The organism is Pedobacter paludis, assembly GCF_003173575.1.
GTDB lineage: Bacteria > Bacteroidota > Bacteroidia > Sphingobacteriales > Sphingobacteriaceae > Pedobacter > Pedobacter paludis.
This window is the reverse complement of record NZ_QGNY01000001.1, coordinates 239,517-258,651: the sequence shown is the minus strand read 5'-3', so window position 1 is coordinate 258,651 and position 19,135 is coordinate 239,517. Positions and strand designations below refer to the sequence as shown.

The window sequence follows — 19,135 nt, the reverse complement described above, 5'->3', positions numbered from 1 at the left end:
GAGTGATTTAACTTTACTCTATCGGTTTAAAAAACACCCAAGTTTCATCGGGTTTTGTCCCCTCAATTCCTTCCTGATATTTCTTCATTATTGCATTCCATTCATCCACTTTCGGATTATTTGAAGACGTTTTCGGATTCAAATCATCTAATTTTTTTCCCTTCGGAATGCTGATTATCAACATCAATTGTCTGTCCTTTTTAAAAATAGCCAATCGCTGAAACTCTGCATTGCAAAACCCTTTTGATACCTCGGGCCATTTCTCAAATTGTGTCTTATGGTAATCCAAATATTCTTTTTGCCTCTTTTCATCCTTGACCAAATTGGCAGACAAAATGATGTTATCCCATTCTGCTACAGGTTCGTCGCCACAATTTTTCGCTCTGTTAAAATCGTAAAAAAGATTATCATAAAGCTTAATTTCTAATGCATTTAAACGTTTCAAAGTCTGTTGCAAACTCTCGACTTTTAGGCTTGAAGTATAAATAACCAATCGATTATTCCACTTGTAAATTGACCTTGAAAGCAGGTTATTTTCTTTTGCAAAACCCTCCAGGACTTTATTTGATGGCAGATTATCATTTTTAAAAATCAACTCAAAAACTACCGATTTATCTTCAGCCCGATTAATTCCACGATTGGAATAAATTGATTTTTCTCTAAGCAGATATTGATAAGGCTTCTCTAAACCTGCATTTTGTTTGATGTTCTCCGCAACTTTTGGCCCGTTGCTTTCCCATAAATTATTAGGTCCATTAGCATTTTGGAGATATTTTTCAGCAGGTGTCCAATTGTTTTTTATGGTAAAATACGAAGAACCCTCATCAGTATAAAGATAAAACCAATGTTCAGGAAGATGCGCAAAAGGTGCTTTGTAAATACTGTCGACAACGTTTTCCGTGATAAAAGATTCAGGCTGTGCCGATAAAGTATAAATTCCCGCCACATCATACATATGCTTTCCGTAATGATGAATTTTATTTGCGCTGATGGTATTATTCTTCATCGCATTTTGAGTTTTTGTCCAACCCCAACCCATGCTGATGCCCGAATACGAGACATCGCTGATTTCGTTATGCAGAATTTTAATTCCGCGAACATAACCTGCTCCAATACCCACTGCACCCCAATCCTCGTTGGTTACATCGGCAATTAAGTTGTTTTCAATTTTATCATTTGTCGAAATTTCTCTTTTATCAGATGGATTATAGGGCAGATGAACTTCAGTGGCCTCATCAGAAAATGTTCCGATTAAAATGGCAGAGCCGCCAATATCTTTAAATAAATTTCCTTTGATTTCATTATTCGAAGTACCTTTCCTGTAGTCTAAACCCGTTGATGCAAGATGCTCAAAACTGCAAGATTCAAACGAAGTATTGTTGGCATAAGTTACTTCGACAGCCGATGCAGGTCGGCCGACCCAAGCCTGATTTTCTAAAGTCGGTTTATCAGGCGTGCCTGCTTTCTCCAATTTATAAGCATCGAGCATGTACATACCTGCCTGATGCGGAACATGGCCTTGTTTCGATGGTCGCAACCATGTAGAATGCTCAAAAGAAATACCTTTAAAATTCACAAAGGAAACCTGATTATCAATTGTTCCCTCAATTTTTACGAGGTTTTCTAATGCGGGAACAGTAACGTCAGCTTTAAGCATATTTTCCGAAGCTTTGGGCCAATAATAAAGTTTGTGATTTTTGAAATCTTGGTACCATTCTCCCGCTTCGTTTAAGAATTGGATAGCATTTGAAAGATAGAAAGCTGAATTTCCAGTTTTTTCAGATATCCATGGCGCAGGCCAAGGGTGCTCTGATTGAATTCTGCTTTCAGGTTGCATAAATGAAAGTTCAGCGGAATTACCTCTAATTTTTACCGACTTAACCCGAAGATTTGCAATTGCCCACCATTGATGGATAAGCATTTCCATGCCTTTGATATTTGCTAAATTAATGTCTTTTTGTAAGGGAATTTTACATGTTTGATTTTTGGTATTCCATGATAAAATCCTGCCCATTGCATCGCCATTGTAGTTTTTAGCTCTTACCGCTTTGTTTCCATTCACCCAAAGCTGACGGAATAACAAACCATTTCCATCGAAATTAGGTACATCGGCAACCCAAACTTTTCCAATCGCATTTTTAGGTAATCCAGGTAATGTACCATTAAATTTTTTCCAGCCATTAATTTTAATGCCCCCGCTTAAAACTACTTTTTCAGTGGCTATAATTTCCGTGGGACTATCTTTTGTTCCTGAATCTTCAGGGCGAATAACTATGGGTTCGTGAAGCTGATAAATACCTTTGCCAACGATAATTCTAATTCCACCTTTTATTGAGGAATCCTTTAAGCGCCTTAATTCACGGGCTTTTCTAATTGCGAAATTGAGCGTTGCCAAAGGCTTTTCTTTGGTACCCAAATTAGTATCATTACCATTTTTCGCGACATAAATATCCACTGCACTTGCTTTGAAGTACAGTAAACTGCATATCAATAAAAAGGTTATGCTAATCTTTTTCATAAATTATTTCACTTGAAAAATCGATTTCAGATAATTTGTATTTGCACTGAAATTATATTTTACGTTTGTTGGTTGGCTTGCATCTCTGCTTCTTTCTACCACTAACCAACCTTTCCAACCCATATCGTCGAGCGTCTCTTTTACTTTTTTTAAATCGATTTTCGGGTCATTTTGCAACCAGACACCATCTTCATTAGTCGCATGAATTTGAATAATGTTTTTTCGACCTAAAATCCTTAATTCACTTTGTAAGTCTCTTCCGTTTTTAATGGCATTGGAGAAATTGAAATAACTTTTCACATGCTTACAACCAACATCTTTTAGCAATTGAAGCTCTCCTTTTGCATCCAAGGCCGTTTCAATGCCGATGATAACACCAGCTTTCGAAGCCATTTTACCCGCAACTTTTAGCCTTTCTACAATTGGCTCACGCAGTTCGGGGTTTTTAACCAAATCGCCCTGAACACCCAATGGAAGAAAAACCACTTTTACATTCATCGCCTTTGCCGTATCCAAACAATCCTGAATCATCTTTTGATATGTCGGTCGCTTTGCGAAAGATTGCGCATAGAAACCTGTCATTGCCAGCGAGCAGATTTCGAGATTTAATTCCTTTGCTTTATCTAAATACTCCTGACGCACTTTCGGGTCTGCCAATTTATTATCAAAAGTTTCTCTATCACCCAAACCACCCATGTCAATTTCCAAACCATCTGCACCGATTTCTTTAGCCAACGGCAACGCACTAATTTTCTGACGTTTCAAAATCATTAAATCAATTACAGCAATTTTGTAATTGTTCTTTTTCTCAAATGCAAAAAGCAACTGATTCGGAATCATAAAAGCGCCTGCAAGCAAAGCAGTATTGGCAATAAAAGTTCTTCTGTTTTGATGGTGCATATTTAATTTATTGTTTTAATATTTTTTTGTCAGTGGATTAAAACACTAACCATAACCGGTCGTCATTCTCAGCTTGACTGAGAATCCTAATGATAAGGATTTGCTTATGCTTTAAGATTCCCACCTGCGTGGGATTGACGGCGAGACTAAAACATTATTTTGTTACATTTAATGGAAACAATTTTTCTAAATTTTCAAATCCCATTACCGCATTTTTAGGTAATTTTTCCCCCTTATCTCCGAAAACATACATCGCATTTTCTTTCTCAATAGTTACTTTGGTTTCATCATATTTTCCTGATTTATCTTTAACGGCATTACCATTTAGCTTGAAGTTTTTGATTAAGAAATCGTACAATGCAATGCGTTTGTTGACACCGAAATCGTGCTTTTCTTCAGGAAGATGAACGTTTTCAACTTTGTTGCTAACTCCGTAATAACCATACATTTTTTGCAGATATGGAAAATCATGTTCAGGTGTATGAGCTGTCCAATCGCTACCATCTGAAACCAATAATTGTGGTCGGGGTGCTGCCATTGCGGCCAATTCTACATTATCAGTACCACCTCCGCATTGATGGATGGGCATGCCACTTTCGCATGGGCAACCGCCATAGAAGTATGAAGACATGGCAACCACAGGAGCACTTAGTTTAATTCTGTCATCCATTGCAGTCATCAAAATAGAATGACTTCCGGCACCTGAACCACCGCTGATTCCAATTCTGTTTGTATCGGTTTCTTTTAACGATGAGAAATAATCCAAAATTCTAATTCCACCCAGTGTTTGAACGGTCTGTGCTAAACTTCGGCGATGGTCTTCGTATTTAAATTGAAGCATCGATTCGCCCCAGGCAAATAAATCGTAGCTGAAAGCCATGGCTCCCATACGAGCAATTGTTGCGCAACGAATCTGGCAATCAGGTCTGTAACGCTGTTTTTCCCAATGCCCGTCGGGGCTTAAAACCACAGGGATTTTACCTTTTACATTTAATGGCTTATATAATGAGCCATTAATCCAAACGCCCGGGAGGATTTCCAAGGCGATGTTTTCAACGGAATAGCCATCAAAAACTCTTTTCGCTGTGATAATTGGTTTTGAGTTTGGCTTTGCGGGCAATGGCGATAACATCAATGCTTGGTATAGTTCGGGTTTGATTTCTGCTTTTCGCTTTTCCCAACTGGCCTTATCATGATACTTTGTGGCTAAAGTATCCAAATAGGCCCACCCATCCTTAACTTCCCAACGGTAATATTCATATTCCTTTAATTTGTAAACACCAGGCTTTTCCTTGTTTACTTTCATATCCAAAGGCGTAAGCACATTTGAAAGTGTTTCATCGACATCGGCACGAAAACGCCAATCTGCATAGTTTACCCATTTGTCTTTAACCTGCGGTTCGGAATATTTAATCTGAACTTTAAATCGGGTTTGAATTTCTTTTAAGACATCTACAAGTGGTTTTTTATAGAGGTTATCGGTGTTTTGCGTTTGGGCGAAGCCACTTACACAAAAAGTTAAAGAAATGATAATAAGGAAAAAACTTTTTAAAAATCCTCCCCCTGCCCCCTCCAAAGGGGGATAGCAAAGCGTAGAATGATGAAGACGTAGATTTTTAAATTCTTTAACCGTCATTTCGAGCGATAGCCGAGAAATCTTTGAAACTAATTTAAAAGATTTCTCCACTGCGGTCGAAATGACGATTTGGAAAACAGAAGAATTATCTAATTTCATGGCTCTTCGCTTTTAGTTTCCGTAATTACAGGTGCCGTATAACCATTCAGTTTTGGCCAAACACCATTTTTTATTTTCTTCAATTTCAACTTCGACGGGTCGACGACTACGTGTTTAATTTTTTCTCTTCTCCATGTATAAATGAAGTGCAACATGCCATCAGAAGTTTGAATAACAGCAGGATATGAATATTGGCTAATCGGCGAATCTTCTAAAATTAGTGCGGCAGACCAATTTTTACCGTCTTTAGAAATAGAAACATTCAATGGTGTTCTTGGTCCTTTGGCTAAATCGCCGGGAGGCAAAACATGGTTATAAACTAAAACATGGCGACCATCTTTCATCGTTACCGCATCAGTGCCGGAATTGTTGTTCGGTAATGAAGTTTTGGTTAAAGCCGACCAGGTTTCGCCATTATCATCCGACCATGATTCTACAATTGCTCTGTTTGCTGTTCTGGCTAAAATTTGAAGTTTCCCGTTTCCGTGTTGAAGAATACTTGGCTGAATAGCCTTGATTCCATTTTCAGGCAATGGCCCTACAGTTCTCCAGGTTTTGCCGTTATCTTTTGTTACTTCAAAGTGAATTTTCCAGCCGTCACCCTCTCGGCTTGATGGCGCAAAAAGGTTTCCATTACTCAATAAAACGGGTTTGTTTTTAACGGGACCAATGTAACCATCAGGCAATTTCGTAGCCTCAGACCAGGTAATTCCGCCGTCTTTTGAAGTCTTCATCAAACCCCACCATTCAGATGGTTTTGGTCCGATTTTATAGAACAATAATAAATCTCCGCCGGGAACCTGATATAAAACAGGGTTCCATGTCGGTAATCTTTTACCATCAGGCTGAATGCCGTTTGCCACGGAAACCGGCGCTAACCATTTGCCATCAACAAATCGACTGATGTAAATCTCAACATCCGGATTTCGTTCTTTCGTACCGCCAAAAAAAGAGGCAACCAAACCTGTTGGCGTTTCTGCAATTGTTGCAGAATGACAAGATGGAAAGGGCGCTTTATCGTAAAGAAATTCTTGCTTCACAACTCCTGTTTGCCATTTTTCTACTTGAGCATTGGCACTTAAAGCAAGTGTAAAAGCAAGTCCTAATGTGATGTATATTTTTCTTTTTAACATAATGTTTGTTTTAACCAACTATCTGTGAACGGTCGTCATTGCGAGGAACGAGGCAATATTACTACTATAGTTGTAGCGACCGCTTTAGGATTGCTTCGTGCCTCGCAATGACGATAAGGTTAAGCGAAATAATTACTGCTTTGCCTTATTTGCCTTTTCTTCTTTTATCTTTTTCGTGTAAGCACTATAAAGCGCTCTCCAATTGCGACCATTGTTATTCAGCATTTGCTCTGATTTCGTTTTATAAATCTCAAAAATTGCGGAAATCTCTTCCATATTTTTATAATCTACAGCTTGCTCCCTAGCAATCTCTAGAAAGAATAAAATCTTCGTTGCTTCATCATCTGTTAAATCAAGAACAATAGCTTTATACCCTTTCATGGTAAATTCAACTTTCCCAATAGTGTATTTATCTAAAATTATTTCTACTTGTTTAGGAGATAAGTTTTTATTTAACCCATCCATTAAAGCTTGATGAACACTAAATGGCATAGCGGAATCGGCAATGATTTGTTTAGCTAAACTACTCAATTTACTTCCCGTAACAGGATTAATTCCATCAGGAACGGTTGATGCAGGATGTTCGTTATGCCAATCTCTTACGGTTGTTAAGTGAACAGCTATAACATTTTCTACCTCAGACTTTTTCTTTGCATCTGTTAAATTTAGTGAAGAAACAAATTCTTTTGCTTTGGTTAGAATTTCTTCGGGTACAACAACATCTTTTGTTTGACTGTATACGTTTACTGTGGTTAGTAGTAAGGTAATCAGTACTAATGTTTTTAAAATCTTTCTCATAATTGTATTTTATTGGTTATCAATTTATTAACCACTTTACATAAACGGTCGTCATTGCGAGGCACGAAGCAATCCTAATGCTATCGTTGTAAGATTGCTTCGTGCCTCGCAATGACGATGAGGCGAAACAAAATGTATATATCTTTTTTCTCTGTCGCTCTACTCTAAATGACGATTTTTTTCTTACTTCCCACCCGCCATGGTTCGTGTCCTCACGAACCATTTATTTCTCCACCACAAATGAGTAATCGCCCGAGCCAACCTCATAAATCGTTCTGTCATTCTCCATTTTTATAAATTTTAAATCTTTAATTGATTTCAATTTTTCAGAAACCTCGTTTTTATTGTTTGCAGGAATGTAAACAACAGCTGTTGTATTTGGTGGTATGGTTACGTTCCAATTAAAAGTTTTTCCAGTTTTAGTATAACTGCTTTTTATTAAACCATATGCAGAATTGTAGCTTGCATTTACCGTATTCAAGCTATTTATCATTTCAGGTTTCATGATAATCTTTTTAAAAGCCGAGCTTTCGGATTTAATTCCTGCCAGATTTTCGTAATACCAGATTAACAAATCACCAAGCATCATTACATGGTTTTGCGAATTCATTTTCGGGTCGGCGGTGTTGCCGTTCCAAAGTTCCCAAATTGTAGTTGCGCCATTATCGACCATGTAACCCCAACTTGGATAGGTTTTCTGAGTGGCAACGGTGTATGCCAAATCAGGTCTGCCGTAATCGTTCAAACAGCGCATTAACCACTGAATACCAACCAACCCGTTACTCAAATGACCTTTATTCGTTACCTCAACAGTGTAAACAATATTTTTGAAAACTTCTTCCACCTTATCTTTCGGAACCATGCCAAAATAAAGTGGAATGATGTTATCCGTTAAAGCATTTGAGGCGTAATATCCTTTTTCATTATAATATTTTTTGTTGAAAGCGTCTGCAATTTTATCTCCTAACGCTTCATAATTTTTCACATCCTCTTCGTTACCAATGGCTTGTCCGAATTGAATCATCAATTGCGTGAAATGATAGTAATAAGCCGTTGAAATGAGTTCTGACGGATATTTTTTATCGGCACTTTTTCCACGACCGAACTCGATGGTTATTGGCGGCATACACCAATCACCGTAACTATCTTTGGTTAAAATATAATCTTTCATGTATCTGTCCTGCATATACGCAAGCCATTTTTTCATTGCGGGATAGTTATCACGAACAGCAGAAACATCGCCGTTTTGTTTGTAAACCATTTCTGTAACCAAAAGCATTGCCCCAGGCCAGGTCATGTTATCGCTATAATACCTCCAAAAAGCAGGGGCAACATCAGGAATCGCACCATCTTCTTTTTGCGAATTTCTGATATCCTGCAACCATTTGGTATAAAACCTGCCATTATCAAAAACGAAACTTTCTCCGTAAGCAACTGCACCCCTGTCGCCAAGCCAAGGCATACGCTCGTTTCTCTGCGGACAATCGACAGGAATGCCTTTATAACTTCCTGCAATTCCCCACCAGGCGTTTTTAAAAATTTGATTGGTTAAAGCATCAGAAGTTTCGAAAGTGCCGACCGTTTTAATGTTATCGTAAATCATTTTACCCACAAAATCGTTTACCGATGGCTGATAAGTGTAACCCGAAAGTTCTACATATCTAAAGCCTCGATAGGCAAAAGTAGGCTCCCAAGTTTCGGTTTCACCGCCTTTTAAAGTATATAAATCGGTGCATTTCGCATTGCGAAGATTAGCAGTAAAGAGTTCACCGTTATCCTGAAGTGATTCGGCAAAACGCATTTTAATTTGCTTTCCTTTTAAACCTTTTACTTTGATTTGCAACCAACCCACCATATTTTGCCCCATGTCAAGGATGTATCGGTCGTTAGAAAGTTTTTTGATTGAAACGGGCTTAAGCGTCTTCATCACCCGCATATTTTCATTCATTTGCGCCTCGATTACACCTGAAGGTTCCTGAACAAATTCTGCTTTTGCCCATTTGCTATCATCAAAACCAATTTTATTCCAACCTGAAAAATCTTTAGTTGCATCATACTCTTCACCATCATACTCGTTGTTGGTTCTGATGGGTCCGTCGGCTGTTCCTTTCCAGCTGTCATCGGTATCAATATTCGCCGTTGTGCCGTCGGTGTAAACGATATTGATGTTCATCAGCATTTTCGGGAAACCGAACGTTTTGATTTTATAAGGTTTTTCATTTTGTCGCATGGCAAAGAACCGACCGTTACCTAAGATTGTACCCACAGCATTCTTTCCGTTTTGAATGTAGTCGGTTACATCGAAAGTATTGTATTTTACATTTTTGGTGTAATCAGTTGGCGATGGCGACAAAACATCTTCTCCAACTTTTTTTCCGTTGATAAAAAGCTCGTATAAACCCAATCCAATGATAGAGGCCGTAGCTGATTTTACAGTTTTTGAACTTTGAAATTCTTTTCTGAAATACCTTGCAGATAAGCGTGAATCGGTTTTGATGTTATCCCACGGAAAAGCTCTGTCGAAACCTATCCAGCCTTTCGGCCAGTCTTTGTAATACAATAAACCAATCGAAAAGTAATTGTTGCCCGACCATTCGCTTTGGCCGACTGTGGTCCAGACTTTAACTTTCCAGTAAACTTTAGTACGACTTGTCAACGCTTTTCCATTGTAAATTATGTGGATGGATTCAGCAGAATTCACTTTTCCTGAATCCCAATAATCACCATTGTTTGCGTTTAATTGCTCTAATGAGGAAGCAACCAAAACCTGATAAGCGGTTTGCATCACGTTTCTTTCGTTCGAAATAATATGCCAGGCCAAACGGGGTTTCTGAACATCAATCCCCAACGGATTTACGAGCATCTCGCAAGTGGTTTTTTGCAACGAAACCTGTGCTACCACTTTTGTGAATGGTATGAACCAAATGCTGATAATCGATATGTAGATTTTAATGTTCATTTAGTTTTATTATTATTCAATTTTTCACTTAAGGCGGTCATCATTGCGAAGCAAGGTGTAAGCGAGCTGAAGCAATCTGACTTCCGAATTAGATTGCTTCGTTGTGCCCCCTCGCAATGACGAAATGCGTAAAGTTATCTCATATAATTTTTTTTATTTCTCTCCCGCAGATTTCGGAGATTTTCGCAGAACTGTAATTTTTAATCTGCGTAAATCCGTGTTATCCGCGGGCAATTCTTTTTTTATAAATCCTACTAATTAGATTGCTTCGTCGTGCCTCCTCGCAATGACGGACTACCGCAATGAAAAATCAAAATACAAAGTCATATTCAATGCCCTGCTTGGGTCTTTATCAAAATCATAATATATATTCTTCATTCCCATTGGTCCTGTTGTTTCCGGCTTCTGCGTTTTAGTTCCAATTGCCGAAATTCCATTCATAAAAGAAATGTCGCCGTTAGGGAAAGTCGGACTCATGTTATCATACTCTGTATCTTTCGATTTTTTGGGCGTGAATAGTCTCAAGAAAACATCTTCTCTATCGGTTACCACTTTAAAAGATTGTTGCTTACCTATAAATTCGCACCAATACATGTTCGAATAATAACCTTTAAACTCCGGATATTGCCAAGCCGGTTCGCCCGTTGCGGAGTCATTACAATCCTTTTTCCAGATACCGAACTGTTGGCCTTTCATTCTATTTTTCCAAACACGATATGGTCCATTGCCTTTGTATTCTACACTTTTGATTTCCGTTTCGGGATAAGAAAAGTTCAATCCCACGAACGTGGTGAAGTATTCGGATGGAAAATATTTTACTTCCATTTTTAACCAACCCGATGGATAAATTGTCCATTCCAAAGTATTCCAACTCTGTTTTTTATCGAATTTAGATGAAATTACCAGATTATCGCCATCCATTTTCATGGTGAAATTTTTGAAATTATTTACACCTTCCTGTAAAATCGGACCATTTGAAAACGGAATCACGCCTTTAGCATTTTTGGCTTGTTGTAATAACCCGCTATTTTTATCGAAAGTTAAATCAATTCCGTTTGCCGAAACCTGATAAACTTTAGCATCTTGCTTAAAAGTTACTTTAGATGAACCGGTTTTAACCACAATTTTCTCTGCATCATCCTTTGGCAAAGCAATCGGGAAACTCCAGGTAAATAATTCTTTGCCATAAACATCCTTAATCGTTAAATAAAGTGCATCGAAAGTTCTCCAATCTGCCGGAAGATTGATTTGTAACTTACCTTTTTCGAAAGGTTTAATATCCGGTGCATCGGCTTTCCCTGCTTTAAATTCTGCATCATCACCGGCTTTTAATTTCTTCAATTTCCATTCGAATGTGCATTGATTGAGGTTGGTAAAAGCATAACGATTTTCCAGCAAAAACGAGCCATCGAAACCGGCTGTCATTTCTCTTTTCTCCACAAAAACAGGACTCCAAACTTCTTTGATGGTAAAGAAACTGCCTTCTTTTTCGTGGTAAGGACCAACAATTCCATCCGGGCCATGATTTCCATCGGTATCCAATTCGCCGTTTTTATCGGTACGGACTACAGCCTGGTCGGCAAAATCCCATAGAAAACCGCCTGCAGATTGCGGATTGTGCCACATTGCATTCCAATAATCTTCAATACCTGCACCGTGCCCGCCATCCCACATACCATGCAAAAATTCAGTAGGCATTAAAATATTGTGCCCGTGGTCATAATTTCCGATTCCGTAATTAAACTCACGATAATGCGTGGTTTCAAATCCATTAAAGTTTTCCCATGGATGAATTAAAGGGCGTTTTTGAATATCTTCTTCAGCGAATAGATGGTCTAGTTCGCGGTTGTGTCCGCCCTCGTTTCCATTGGCCCAAAAAATAATCGACGGATGGTTTTCATCATTCAGCATCATTTCTTTCATCAACTTTGTTCCCGTCGGTGTGTTGTAAGTTCCATGCCAACCGGCCAATTCATCCATCACATATAATCCGAGCGAATCGCAAACATCCAAAAAATGGCCATCGGGCGGGTAATGCGACATGCGAACAGCATTCATGTTCATCTCTTTCATCAACTCTACATCAGCAATGCTGATTTTTTTACTTGTTGTTCTGCCCGAAGTCGGATAAAAAGAATGACGATTTACACCTTTGAATTTTATTTTAACACCATTTACATAAACCCCGTCACGCTCTTTTACTTCAATAGTTCTGAAACCTATTTTCTTTGAAACCTGATGAATTTCCTTTCCGTTTTTGATTAAAGTAAAAGTCGCCTTGTAAAGATTTGGAAACTCTGAAGACCACAATTCGGGTTTAGAAAACTGATGGTTTAACATCAATTTTTGTATTCCCTTTTTAATCGGAACGGTAAACTTCTCGCCAAATCGATTTTCATCTTTGCCGAAAAGTTCAACCACCAATTTATCGGCATCGCCTGTGTAAGCCAATTCAGCATTGAAATTCCCGTCAGCTTTGGCGTCAACCTGAACTCTATCGATATGTGTTTGCGGTAATGATTCCAGATAAACAGGTCTGAAAATTCCTCCGAAAATCCAGAAATCGGCTTTGCGTTCTGCCTCATTAACCGATTGATTGGCCGAATGTTTCGAAACCTTAACTTCCAACAAGTTATCATCTCCTAACTTTATCAGCTTAGAAATATCATATCTGAAGACATAAAAAGAGCCCTGATGAATTTCCCCTGCTAATTTCCCATTGATTTTAACCTCGGTATCGGTCATCGAACCTTCGAAAACAATATTTATTTTTCGATTTTTCCAATCGGCGGGAACTTTGAAATTAAACTTATAAAGTCCTTGTTCTTTGCCTTTATTTTCTTCTTTATTGAAACCGTAGTTATATTTTCCAAAACCTTGTAATTCCCAATTCGAGGGTATCGGAATGGTTGTCCATTTACCTGAATTCATTCCCTCGGTACAAAAGAAATCCCAATTAACGGTATCATCATTTCCAGTTCCCGATAGATATAATTTCTCTGTTTGTTGTGCTTTTACAGCGCCAAACATCATCATTGAACAAAAGAAAAGTATAAATCTGATTTTCATTAATTGGTTTTAAATTGATTAGTTAGAGGATTATCGGTACGGAAAGGCAATGCAGGCAATCCGTTACTATAAAGATTTCCGGTTGGACTTTCCGTCCAGTTATAACGAACGGCGGTTGGGTCTGCAATTTCTTTAGATGAAACAATTATTTTTCCATCTTTTAAGAAAGCATCAGCGTTTACAAATTTTCCGTCTTTTCCGGCAATTGTAAAGCCTGTAATTGAAGTTGAATTAATTGGTTTCAAATAATCAAAATCAAGAATAGCTTCATTTTTTTTGAAAGAAACAGATTTAAAAATCGGCCCTGAAAAATCTATTTTTTGGTCGTAGGTTTTCCCCAAAGCCAAAAGTGCCAATCTTCTGCCCACTTCCCATTTATATGTCGGGTGCAAATCTCCTCCGTTGTCGTTTAAATCGGAAGTTGCAATCATTCCTGTATTCGGCAAGCGTAAAATCTGTTGTTGTGCCTCCCAAAAATTTGGTTCTGTATCTGCAGTTAGCACAACTTTATCGCTCTTTTGCTTACTATAATCATAAGGCGCAATTTGAACGTAATAAAATGGTAACTGCTCACCCCAAGCTTTACGCCAAAGATTTACCAAAGTTTTTAATTTGTATGAGTAGCTTATCGTCTCATTTAAAAAGCAATTTGTTTCGCCCTGATACCACAAAAAACCACGAATTTTAAATTTCGAAAGTGGTTCAATCATGGTTGTATAAAACTTACCGGGGTCGTTGCTTACTTTTTGGTTTTTGAAAAAGGACTCTTGAGCAAAAGCTTCAGGAGCAACCCAAGGCTCTATTGCACTACCCGAAACTGATGAAGAAATCATGCCAACCGGAATACCCAATTTTTCCTGAACTTCTTTAGCAAAGAAATACCCTACTGCCGAAAAAGCACGTAAAGCTGAATCTTGCGCAACCGCCCAACTCTTATGAATTGAATCGGGTTTTGCCAATTGCTTACGATTTACAAGAAAAATCCGGATTTGTGTATTTTTCGCTTTCTCTACTTCATCAGCCGGGAAACCTAACTTTTCATTTTTAGGTTTCGGAATTTTAGCCAATTTACGCATTTGATATTCCATGTTCGATTGACCGGAACATACCCAAACTTCGCCAACTAAAATATTGGTGAGTTCGATTTTGTTGGAGCCTAAAATAGTCATGGTTTGTGGTTTAGCCGACGTTTTTAACGACGCTAAAACCACCAACCAATTTCCTTTTTTATCGGTAATGGTCTGTTTTTTCTGTCCGGCAAAAGTAACTTCAATTTTTTCATCAGGTGATGCAAAACCCCAAACGTTAATGGGTTTATCTCTTTGCAAAACCATATCGCTTGATAGGATTTGAGGCAAGAGGATTTTTGCATTGGCTGAGAATGAGAGAAAGAAAAAGAGTAACAGCATGAAAGATTGCTTCGTCGTGCCTCCTCGCAATGACGGCGAGATTGTGTGCAAAACAGACAAGGCGGTCGTCATTGCGAAGCGGGGCTTGTGCGAGCTGAAGCAATCTGACTTCTCGAATGAGATTGCTTCGTGCCTCGCAATGACGATGTGTTTAAACTTCTTTCCCATCTTAAAATCCCTCCGTTTTTAAATATTTAATCGAATAAACAGCTTCCTTTTTCTCTGATTCTCCTGCGTTTTTCAAATCGTAAGTTTGGTCGGCAGGGGTATCTACATCAGGGAAACGACGAACATCTCCGGTGCGGAAAACAATCCTCGAAACATCGGCCACCGGTTGAAAAGCCAAACTTAATGACATTTCTTTTCCGTTAACCGTGAGTGAATAAAACCTGGTGTGAGCGTCTAATTTCAGTTTAATATCATAGCTTTTCCCGGCTTCGTATTTCATGAAGTTTTTGTAGCGGGCACCGGCTTTTCCGCTTAAATTTCCGGCAGTATCAAAAGTCAAACGAACGCTTGCCATTCCTTTAGCATCCTGCAATTCAATTTCTAATAATCCGAAATTATTTTGTTTTGGCGTTACTGAAAACGAAGCAATTATCTTTTTCGATGTCGGAAATAATCTTTCGGCCTTTGCGAAATCAAATGGGTCTTTATCTCTTAAAACCAAAGCACCATTTTCTACTTTTACGGGCGCCCAAAGCGGACTGTAAATATTCCACATTTCGAGTTCTTTACCTTTTGACAATTTCTCAAAATCATCATTTACATGTTGAGTGGCTTTATCATTTACAGGAACCGGAACCGAAGAAACCCAAATATCTTCTTTGTTCATGCTATAGGTTACCCATAATTTACCATCGGCTGGTTTCCCATTTCCCTCTTCAATACCACGAACATATTGCGGACCGTAAGACTTGTAATTTCCACCGTAGCGCATTGGTGTGATTTCACCGTTTATCAGCAGTAAATTGGTATAATCCAAACCATTTTTACTTGTCGAAATCGCTAACGGCCAACGGTATTCTGATGGATTGTAAACCGTTGCATAATTGCCATCCGAAGTTTTTTGACCCCAGATTTTGGCATTGCTGTTTACAAAACCCGGTGCACGAAATGCACTTGCAGGCCAGCTTTTACCGTTATCGGTACTGATTGCGGTTAGCGCATTTTTCCACAAACCAACCACTCTTCCATCGGGCAAATGATAGTAACTGAACGCTTTGTATTGTTTCTGTAAAGTGATTAAAGGGTCTTTTCTATCGGCTTCTTCATTCCATTGCTGTGTCATTAACTTATTCGCCAACAGCTCGTTACAAGCATCAACAAAGGCTTTATTTTTGCTTTTTGTGAAGTATGGGTATTTTGTATTTTTTTCTGAATAACCCGGATTGTAATGAATGAAATAAATCGGACCATACTTTCCATCTGGCTGGATTTCGCGAACGGCTCTGCCAATTCCATGCCCATCATTGGGGTCGTCTTTTGCATCAAAACTGATGGCATAAAAACCTAAAACCAGAAAAACGTTTTTTGTAGAAACATAAAAACCCATACGCTGATGCATTACTGCATCTAAATCTTTGGCAACATCGGTTCTACCCTCTTTTGTAGTTCCATCGGGAATTCTGTAAATCGGAAAAACAACTTCGGGTTTTGTCCAGTTGTAACCATCTTGTGATGATTGCACTAAAGTTTGTCCCGGCGGGATACTTTCTCCAACTTTATCACTCAAATATTCGATGTAAAATTTGTTGTTCCAATAGGCCAACATTGGAGCATGATTATAGGTCCACCCAAAGTTTTCAGCCAATTCAGGGTGCTCTCTGTTTGCCCTGAAAGTTTGAATATTGTGGACACCCATCACCGGCGAAAGTTGCCCGTGATGATAATCTGCATTAACCAAAGTTTTCCCTGTATAACGCACCGTATCTTGCGCCTGCGAGGTTTGTATCGCAAGTGCAAATGGCAAGGTTAAAAAAAGTATTTTAAATATTTTCATGTTATGTATTCATTTCGTCATTGCGAGGCACGAAGCAATCCTACAACTATGGGTTAGCCTTTCGTTCGCATTAAGATTGCTTCATGCCTCGCAATGACGACTTATCAATTACTTTTCAATCCCTCAATCACTTTCCTTTTCACTTTTATTATTGTTCCGTGTTTATGCCCTTCCGGGATTGAAACTTCTGATGTTACATCTTTAAAAGTTTTAAAATCTGAAGTTTTATAAGCTGAATAAATCTTCTGTCCGTAAGCATCGAAGTAAATCAGCCAATCATTTTTAACTTTTACAACCGTTGGTCCTTCTGTTAACTTCGGACTAAAAGTTTCCGAAACATTCTCATACGGACCTAAAGCATCTTTTGCGAAAGCCACTTTTAAATTCCTGTTCGGGCGGGTATTATCTTTTAAAACCAACACATAATCTTTAGTAGCTCGTTTTACAATTACCGCATCGATAACGCTAAAGCCAGGGTCTAGAAACAATTGAGGTTTTGAAAAACTTACAAAATCTTTAGTGGTGATGCTGTACATGCGATGGTTGTTGTCTTCGTCTTCAATGCCTTTTGTAAATCGAAACGGTATGGTAGAAGCCCAAATAATTACGAATTCCTTTTTCTCATCATCGTAAAAAATTTCAGGTGCCCAAACATTTACGGTCGATGGCTCACTTTCCATTACGGGAAGAAATTTTTGCTCGCTCCAGGTGATTAAATCTTTTGAGCTTGCATAACCGAAACCTTTATCACCTTTCCAACTGCATGTCCATACCAAGTGAAAAGTTCCGTCAGGTCCCTGAACAATTGACGGGTCGCGTAAAACTTTCTGGGTACCAACTTCAGGTTTTAAAAATGTTTTATTCAAATCCGTCCAATGGTAGGCATCGTAACTGTACAAAAATCTTAATCCCTCCGTTGCAGGTTCGTGGAAAGAGGTAAATAAATAGGCTTGTTTTGAGCAAGATGTTAATCCGCACAAAGCCAGGCCAATTATGGCGACACGAAATGATGATATGAACTTTGCTTTTAACATTTTTTATTTTTCTTGACTTTGCCAAAAGTAACACCCCGGCCTATGGCCACCCCTCTAAAAGAGGGGAATCTCCCCTCATTGTTTTATAACCCCTCAAAATGCTTTAGCCTTCAAGGTTTTTATGCACCCATAATTCCCCTCTTTCAGAGGGGTGCCTGAAAGGCGGGGTGTTTTTATTATATCTTCTCCAAGACTAAAACCCAATCATTACCATTTGCCGGTTCACCGGGCGGATTAAATTCCTTTATACCTTTATTTTCAAACTCTCCGATTGCTGTAACCTTTCCTGTTCTTGGGTCAAACCACGATGCTTTTACATCATCACCATCGGTTTTACCTAATTGAACACTGAAATTTTTCCCTGTATAAGTGTAAAGAAGTGCATATTCTTCACCTCTGGTTGCGATAACACGCTCGTATTTTTCGCCGTTCTTTCCGGCAACCAAACTTTGGTCGGGTACACGGTCAAAATAAGAATGTGGTAACATTAAATCTTTCAGGTATTGCATCTGTTTAGCACCTGGTGCATTTATAGCCGTTATCCATTGGTCTTTCGGGCCGTATGCAGGTTTCAAATCCGTATTTTTATACATCTGCATCACTGAGTTGTGCCCATAAGTATACCCGAAAGCACCTGCAAAAACCGACCAATAACCATATCTTCTTACATCTGCATCCGTCCAGCGGGGCTGTGTAGTATCGTGTAAACCTTGCGGAATATCCTCGTAAGATGGTTCTCCGTCAATGGTTGGTTTGGTAGGTTTTAACTTGTAATCGGCTTCGATATATTTCCAGTTATCCTCGCCATAATGCAGTTTTTCATTCTTAGATGTATCTTGGTCGTAACGGCGATGGCCGGATTGAACCATATCAAAATCGCACCAGCTTGCATTCTGAAACCATTGCGAAGAAGCTGTTCTTCCCCTCGGATGGAAAGTAATGAGGTGGTTTGGGTCGTTGGCACGTAAAGTTTCACCAATCGTTTTCCAAACATCCATTCCATCGCTTCCTTTAATATCGCCGCCATTTAACCAAATGATATTCCATTTATCTTTATAACGTTTTGCCAAAAATTCGGCATAAGCTTTTGCCTGCGTTTTGTTAACCTTTTTTGCCTTTACATTTGTTCCCCAAACTGGAACTAAAGCCATATAAAGCCCTTTTTCAGATGCTTTGTCGATAATATAATCTACATGGTCCCAATAATCGTAAGCCAAAGAATCTTTCGGATTATTACCTGGCGTAATCATGGGTTTTGAAACATCAGCATGAACTACTGAAGAATCTAAATAGATATTTCTTGAGGGAACATCATGCAAAACCATTACCTGAATTACATTAAAACCCTTTTGCTTACGGTCTTCCAGATAGGTATTTGCCTCTTCCCTGTTTAATCTTCCAAACAACAACCAGCCAGTATCACCCAACCAAAAGAAAGGTTTGCCATCGCCAGTTGTTAAATATCTTCCATTCTCTGAAACCAAAAGGCTTTTATCGCCGAAATGAGGCTTCTTTTTACATCCAAAGGCAAAAAAAGAAACTACAACGAGTAGAAATATTTTAGATTTAATATTCATG

General features: G+C 38.7%; 11 protein-coding genes. All 11 read right to left on the bottom strand.

The window, feature by feature from the left end; genetic code table 11:
- Positions 1-13: 13 nt before the first annotated feature.
- The 11 genes from DF947_RS01090 to DF947_RS01040 all read right to left on the bottom strand — a co-directional run bounded on the left by DF947_RS01090 (position 14) and on the right by DF947_RS01040 (position 19,134).
- On the bottom strand, positions 14-2,518 hold the full coding sequence (locus DF947_RS01090) for an L-rhamnose mutarotase (RefSeq protein WP_109927841.1): 2,505 nt from the start codon (positions 2,516-2,518) through the stop codon (positions 14-16).
- Positions 2,519-2,521: 3 nt separating this feature from the next.
- Complete coding sequence (locus tag DF947_RS01085; RefSeq protein ID WP_109927840.1) at positions 2,522-3,418, bottom strand: sugar phosphate isomerase/epimerase family protein; 897 nt, start codon at positions 3,416-3,418, stop codon at positions 2,522-2,524.
- A 154-nt stretch (positions 3,419-3,572) separates the two neighbouring features.
- The gene (locus tag DF947_RS01080; protein ID WP_240615294.1) at positions 3,573-5,153 is read right to left on the bottom strand and encodes an acetylxylan esterase; all 1,581 of its coding nucleotides are present in this window, start codon (positions 5,151-5,153) and stop codon (positions 3,573-3,575) included.
- Positions 5,150-6,286, bottom strand: a complete 1,137-nt coding sequence (locus tag DF947_RS01075) for a sialidase family protein (RefSeq protein WP_109928475.1) — start codon at positions 6,284-6,286, stop codon at positions 5,150-5,152. Before DF947_RS01075 ends, DF947_RS01080 begins: the two co-directional genes overlap by 4 nt.
- Before the next feature lie 132 nt (positions 6,287-6,418).
- Complete coding sequence (locus DF947_RS01070; RefSeq protein ID WP_109927839.1) at positions 6,419-7,084, bottom strand: DUF3826 domain-containing protein; 666 nt, start codon at positions 7,082-7,084, stop codon at positions 6,419-6,421.
- Positions 7,085-7,307: 223 nt separating this feature from the next.
- Positions 7,308-10,043: an alpha-L-rhamnosidase gene (locus DF947_RS01065; protein WP_240615293.1), complete on the bottom strand. Its 2,736-nt coding sequence runs from the start codon at positions 10,041-10,043 to the stop codon at positions 7,308-7,310.
- Positions 10,044-10,337: 294 nt separating this feature from the next.
- Positions 10,338-13,112, bottom strand: coding sequence for a glycoside hydrolase family 2 protein (locus tag DF947_RS01060; RefSeq protein ID WP_109927838.1), 2,775 nt, complete (start codon positions 13,110-13,112; stop codon positions 10,338-10,340).
- The gene (locus DF947_RS01055; protein ID WP_240615292.1) at positions 13,112-14,521 is read right to left on the bottom strand and encodes a sialate O-acetylesterase; all 1,410 of its coding nucleotides are present in this window, start codon (positions 14,519-14,521) and stop codon (positions 13,112-13,114) included. Before DF947_RS01055 ends, DF947_RS01060 begins: the two co-directional genes overlap by 1 nt.
- Positions 14,522-14,690: 169 nt before the next feature.
- Positions 14,691-16,523, bottom strand: a complete 1,833-nt coding sequence (locus DF947_RS01050) for a sialidase/neuraminidase family protein (RefSeq protein ID WP_109927837.1) — start codon at positions 16,521-16,523, stop codon at positions 14,691-14,693.
- 104 nt (positions 16,524-16,627) lie between these two features.
- Complete coding sequence (locus tag DF947_RS01045) at positions 16,628-17,557, bottom strand: glycoside hydrolase family 43 protein (protein ID WP_205940720.1); 930 nt, start codon at positions 17,555-17,557, stop codon at positions 16,628-16,630.
- A gap of 176 nt (positions 17,558-17,733) precedes the next feature.
- Positions 17,734-19,134: a glycoside hydrolase family 140 protein gene (locus DF947_RS01040; RefSeq protein ID WP_109927836.1), complete on the bottom strand. Its 1,401-nt coding sequence runs from the start codon at positions 19,132-19,134 to the stop codon at positions 17,734-17,736.
- Between the last annotated feature and the right edge of the window lies 1 nt (position 19,135).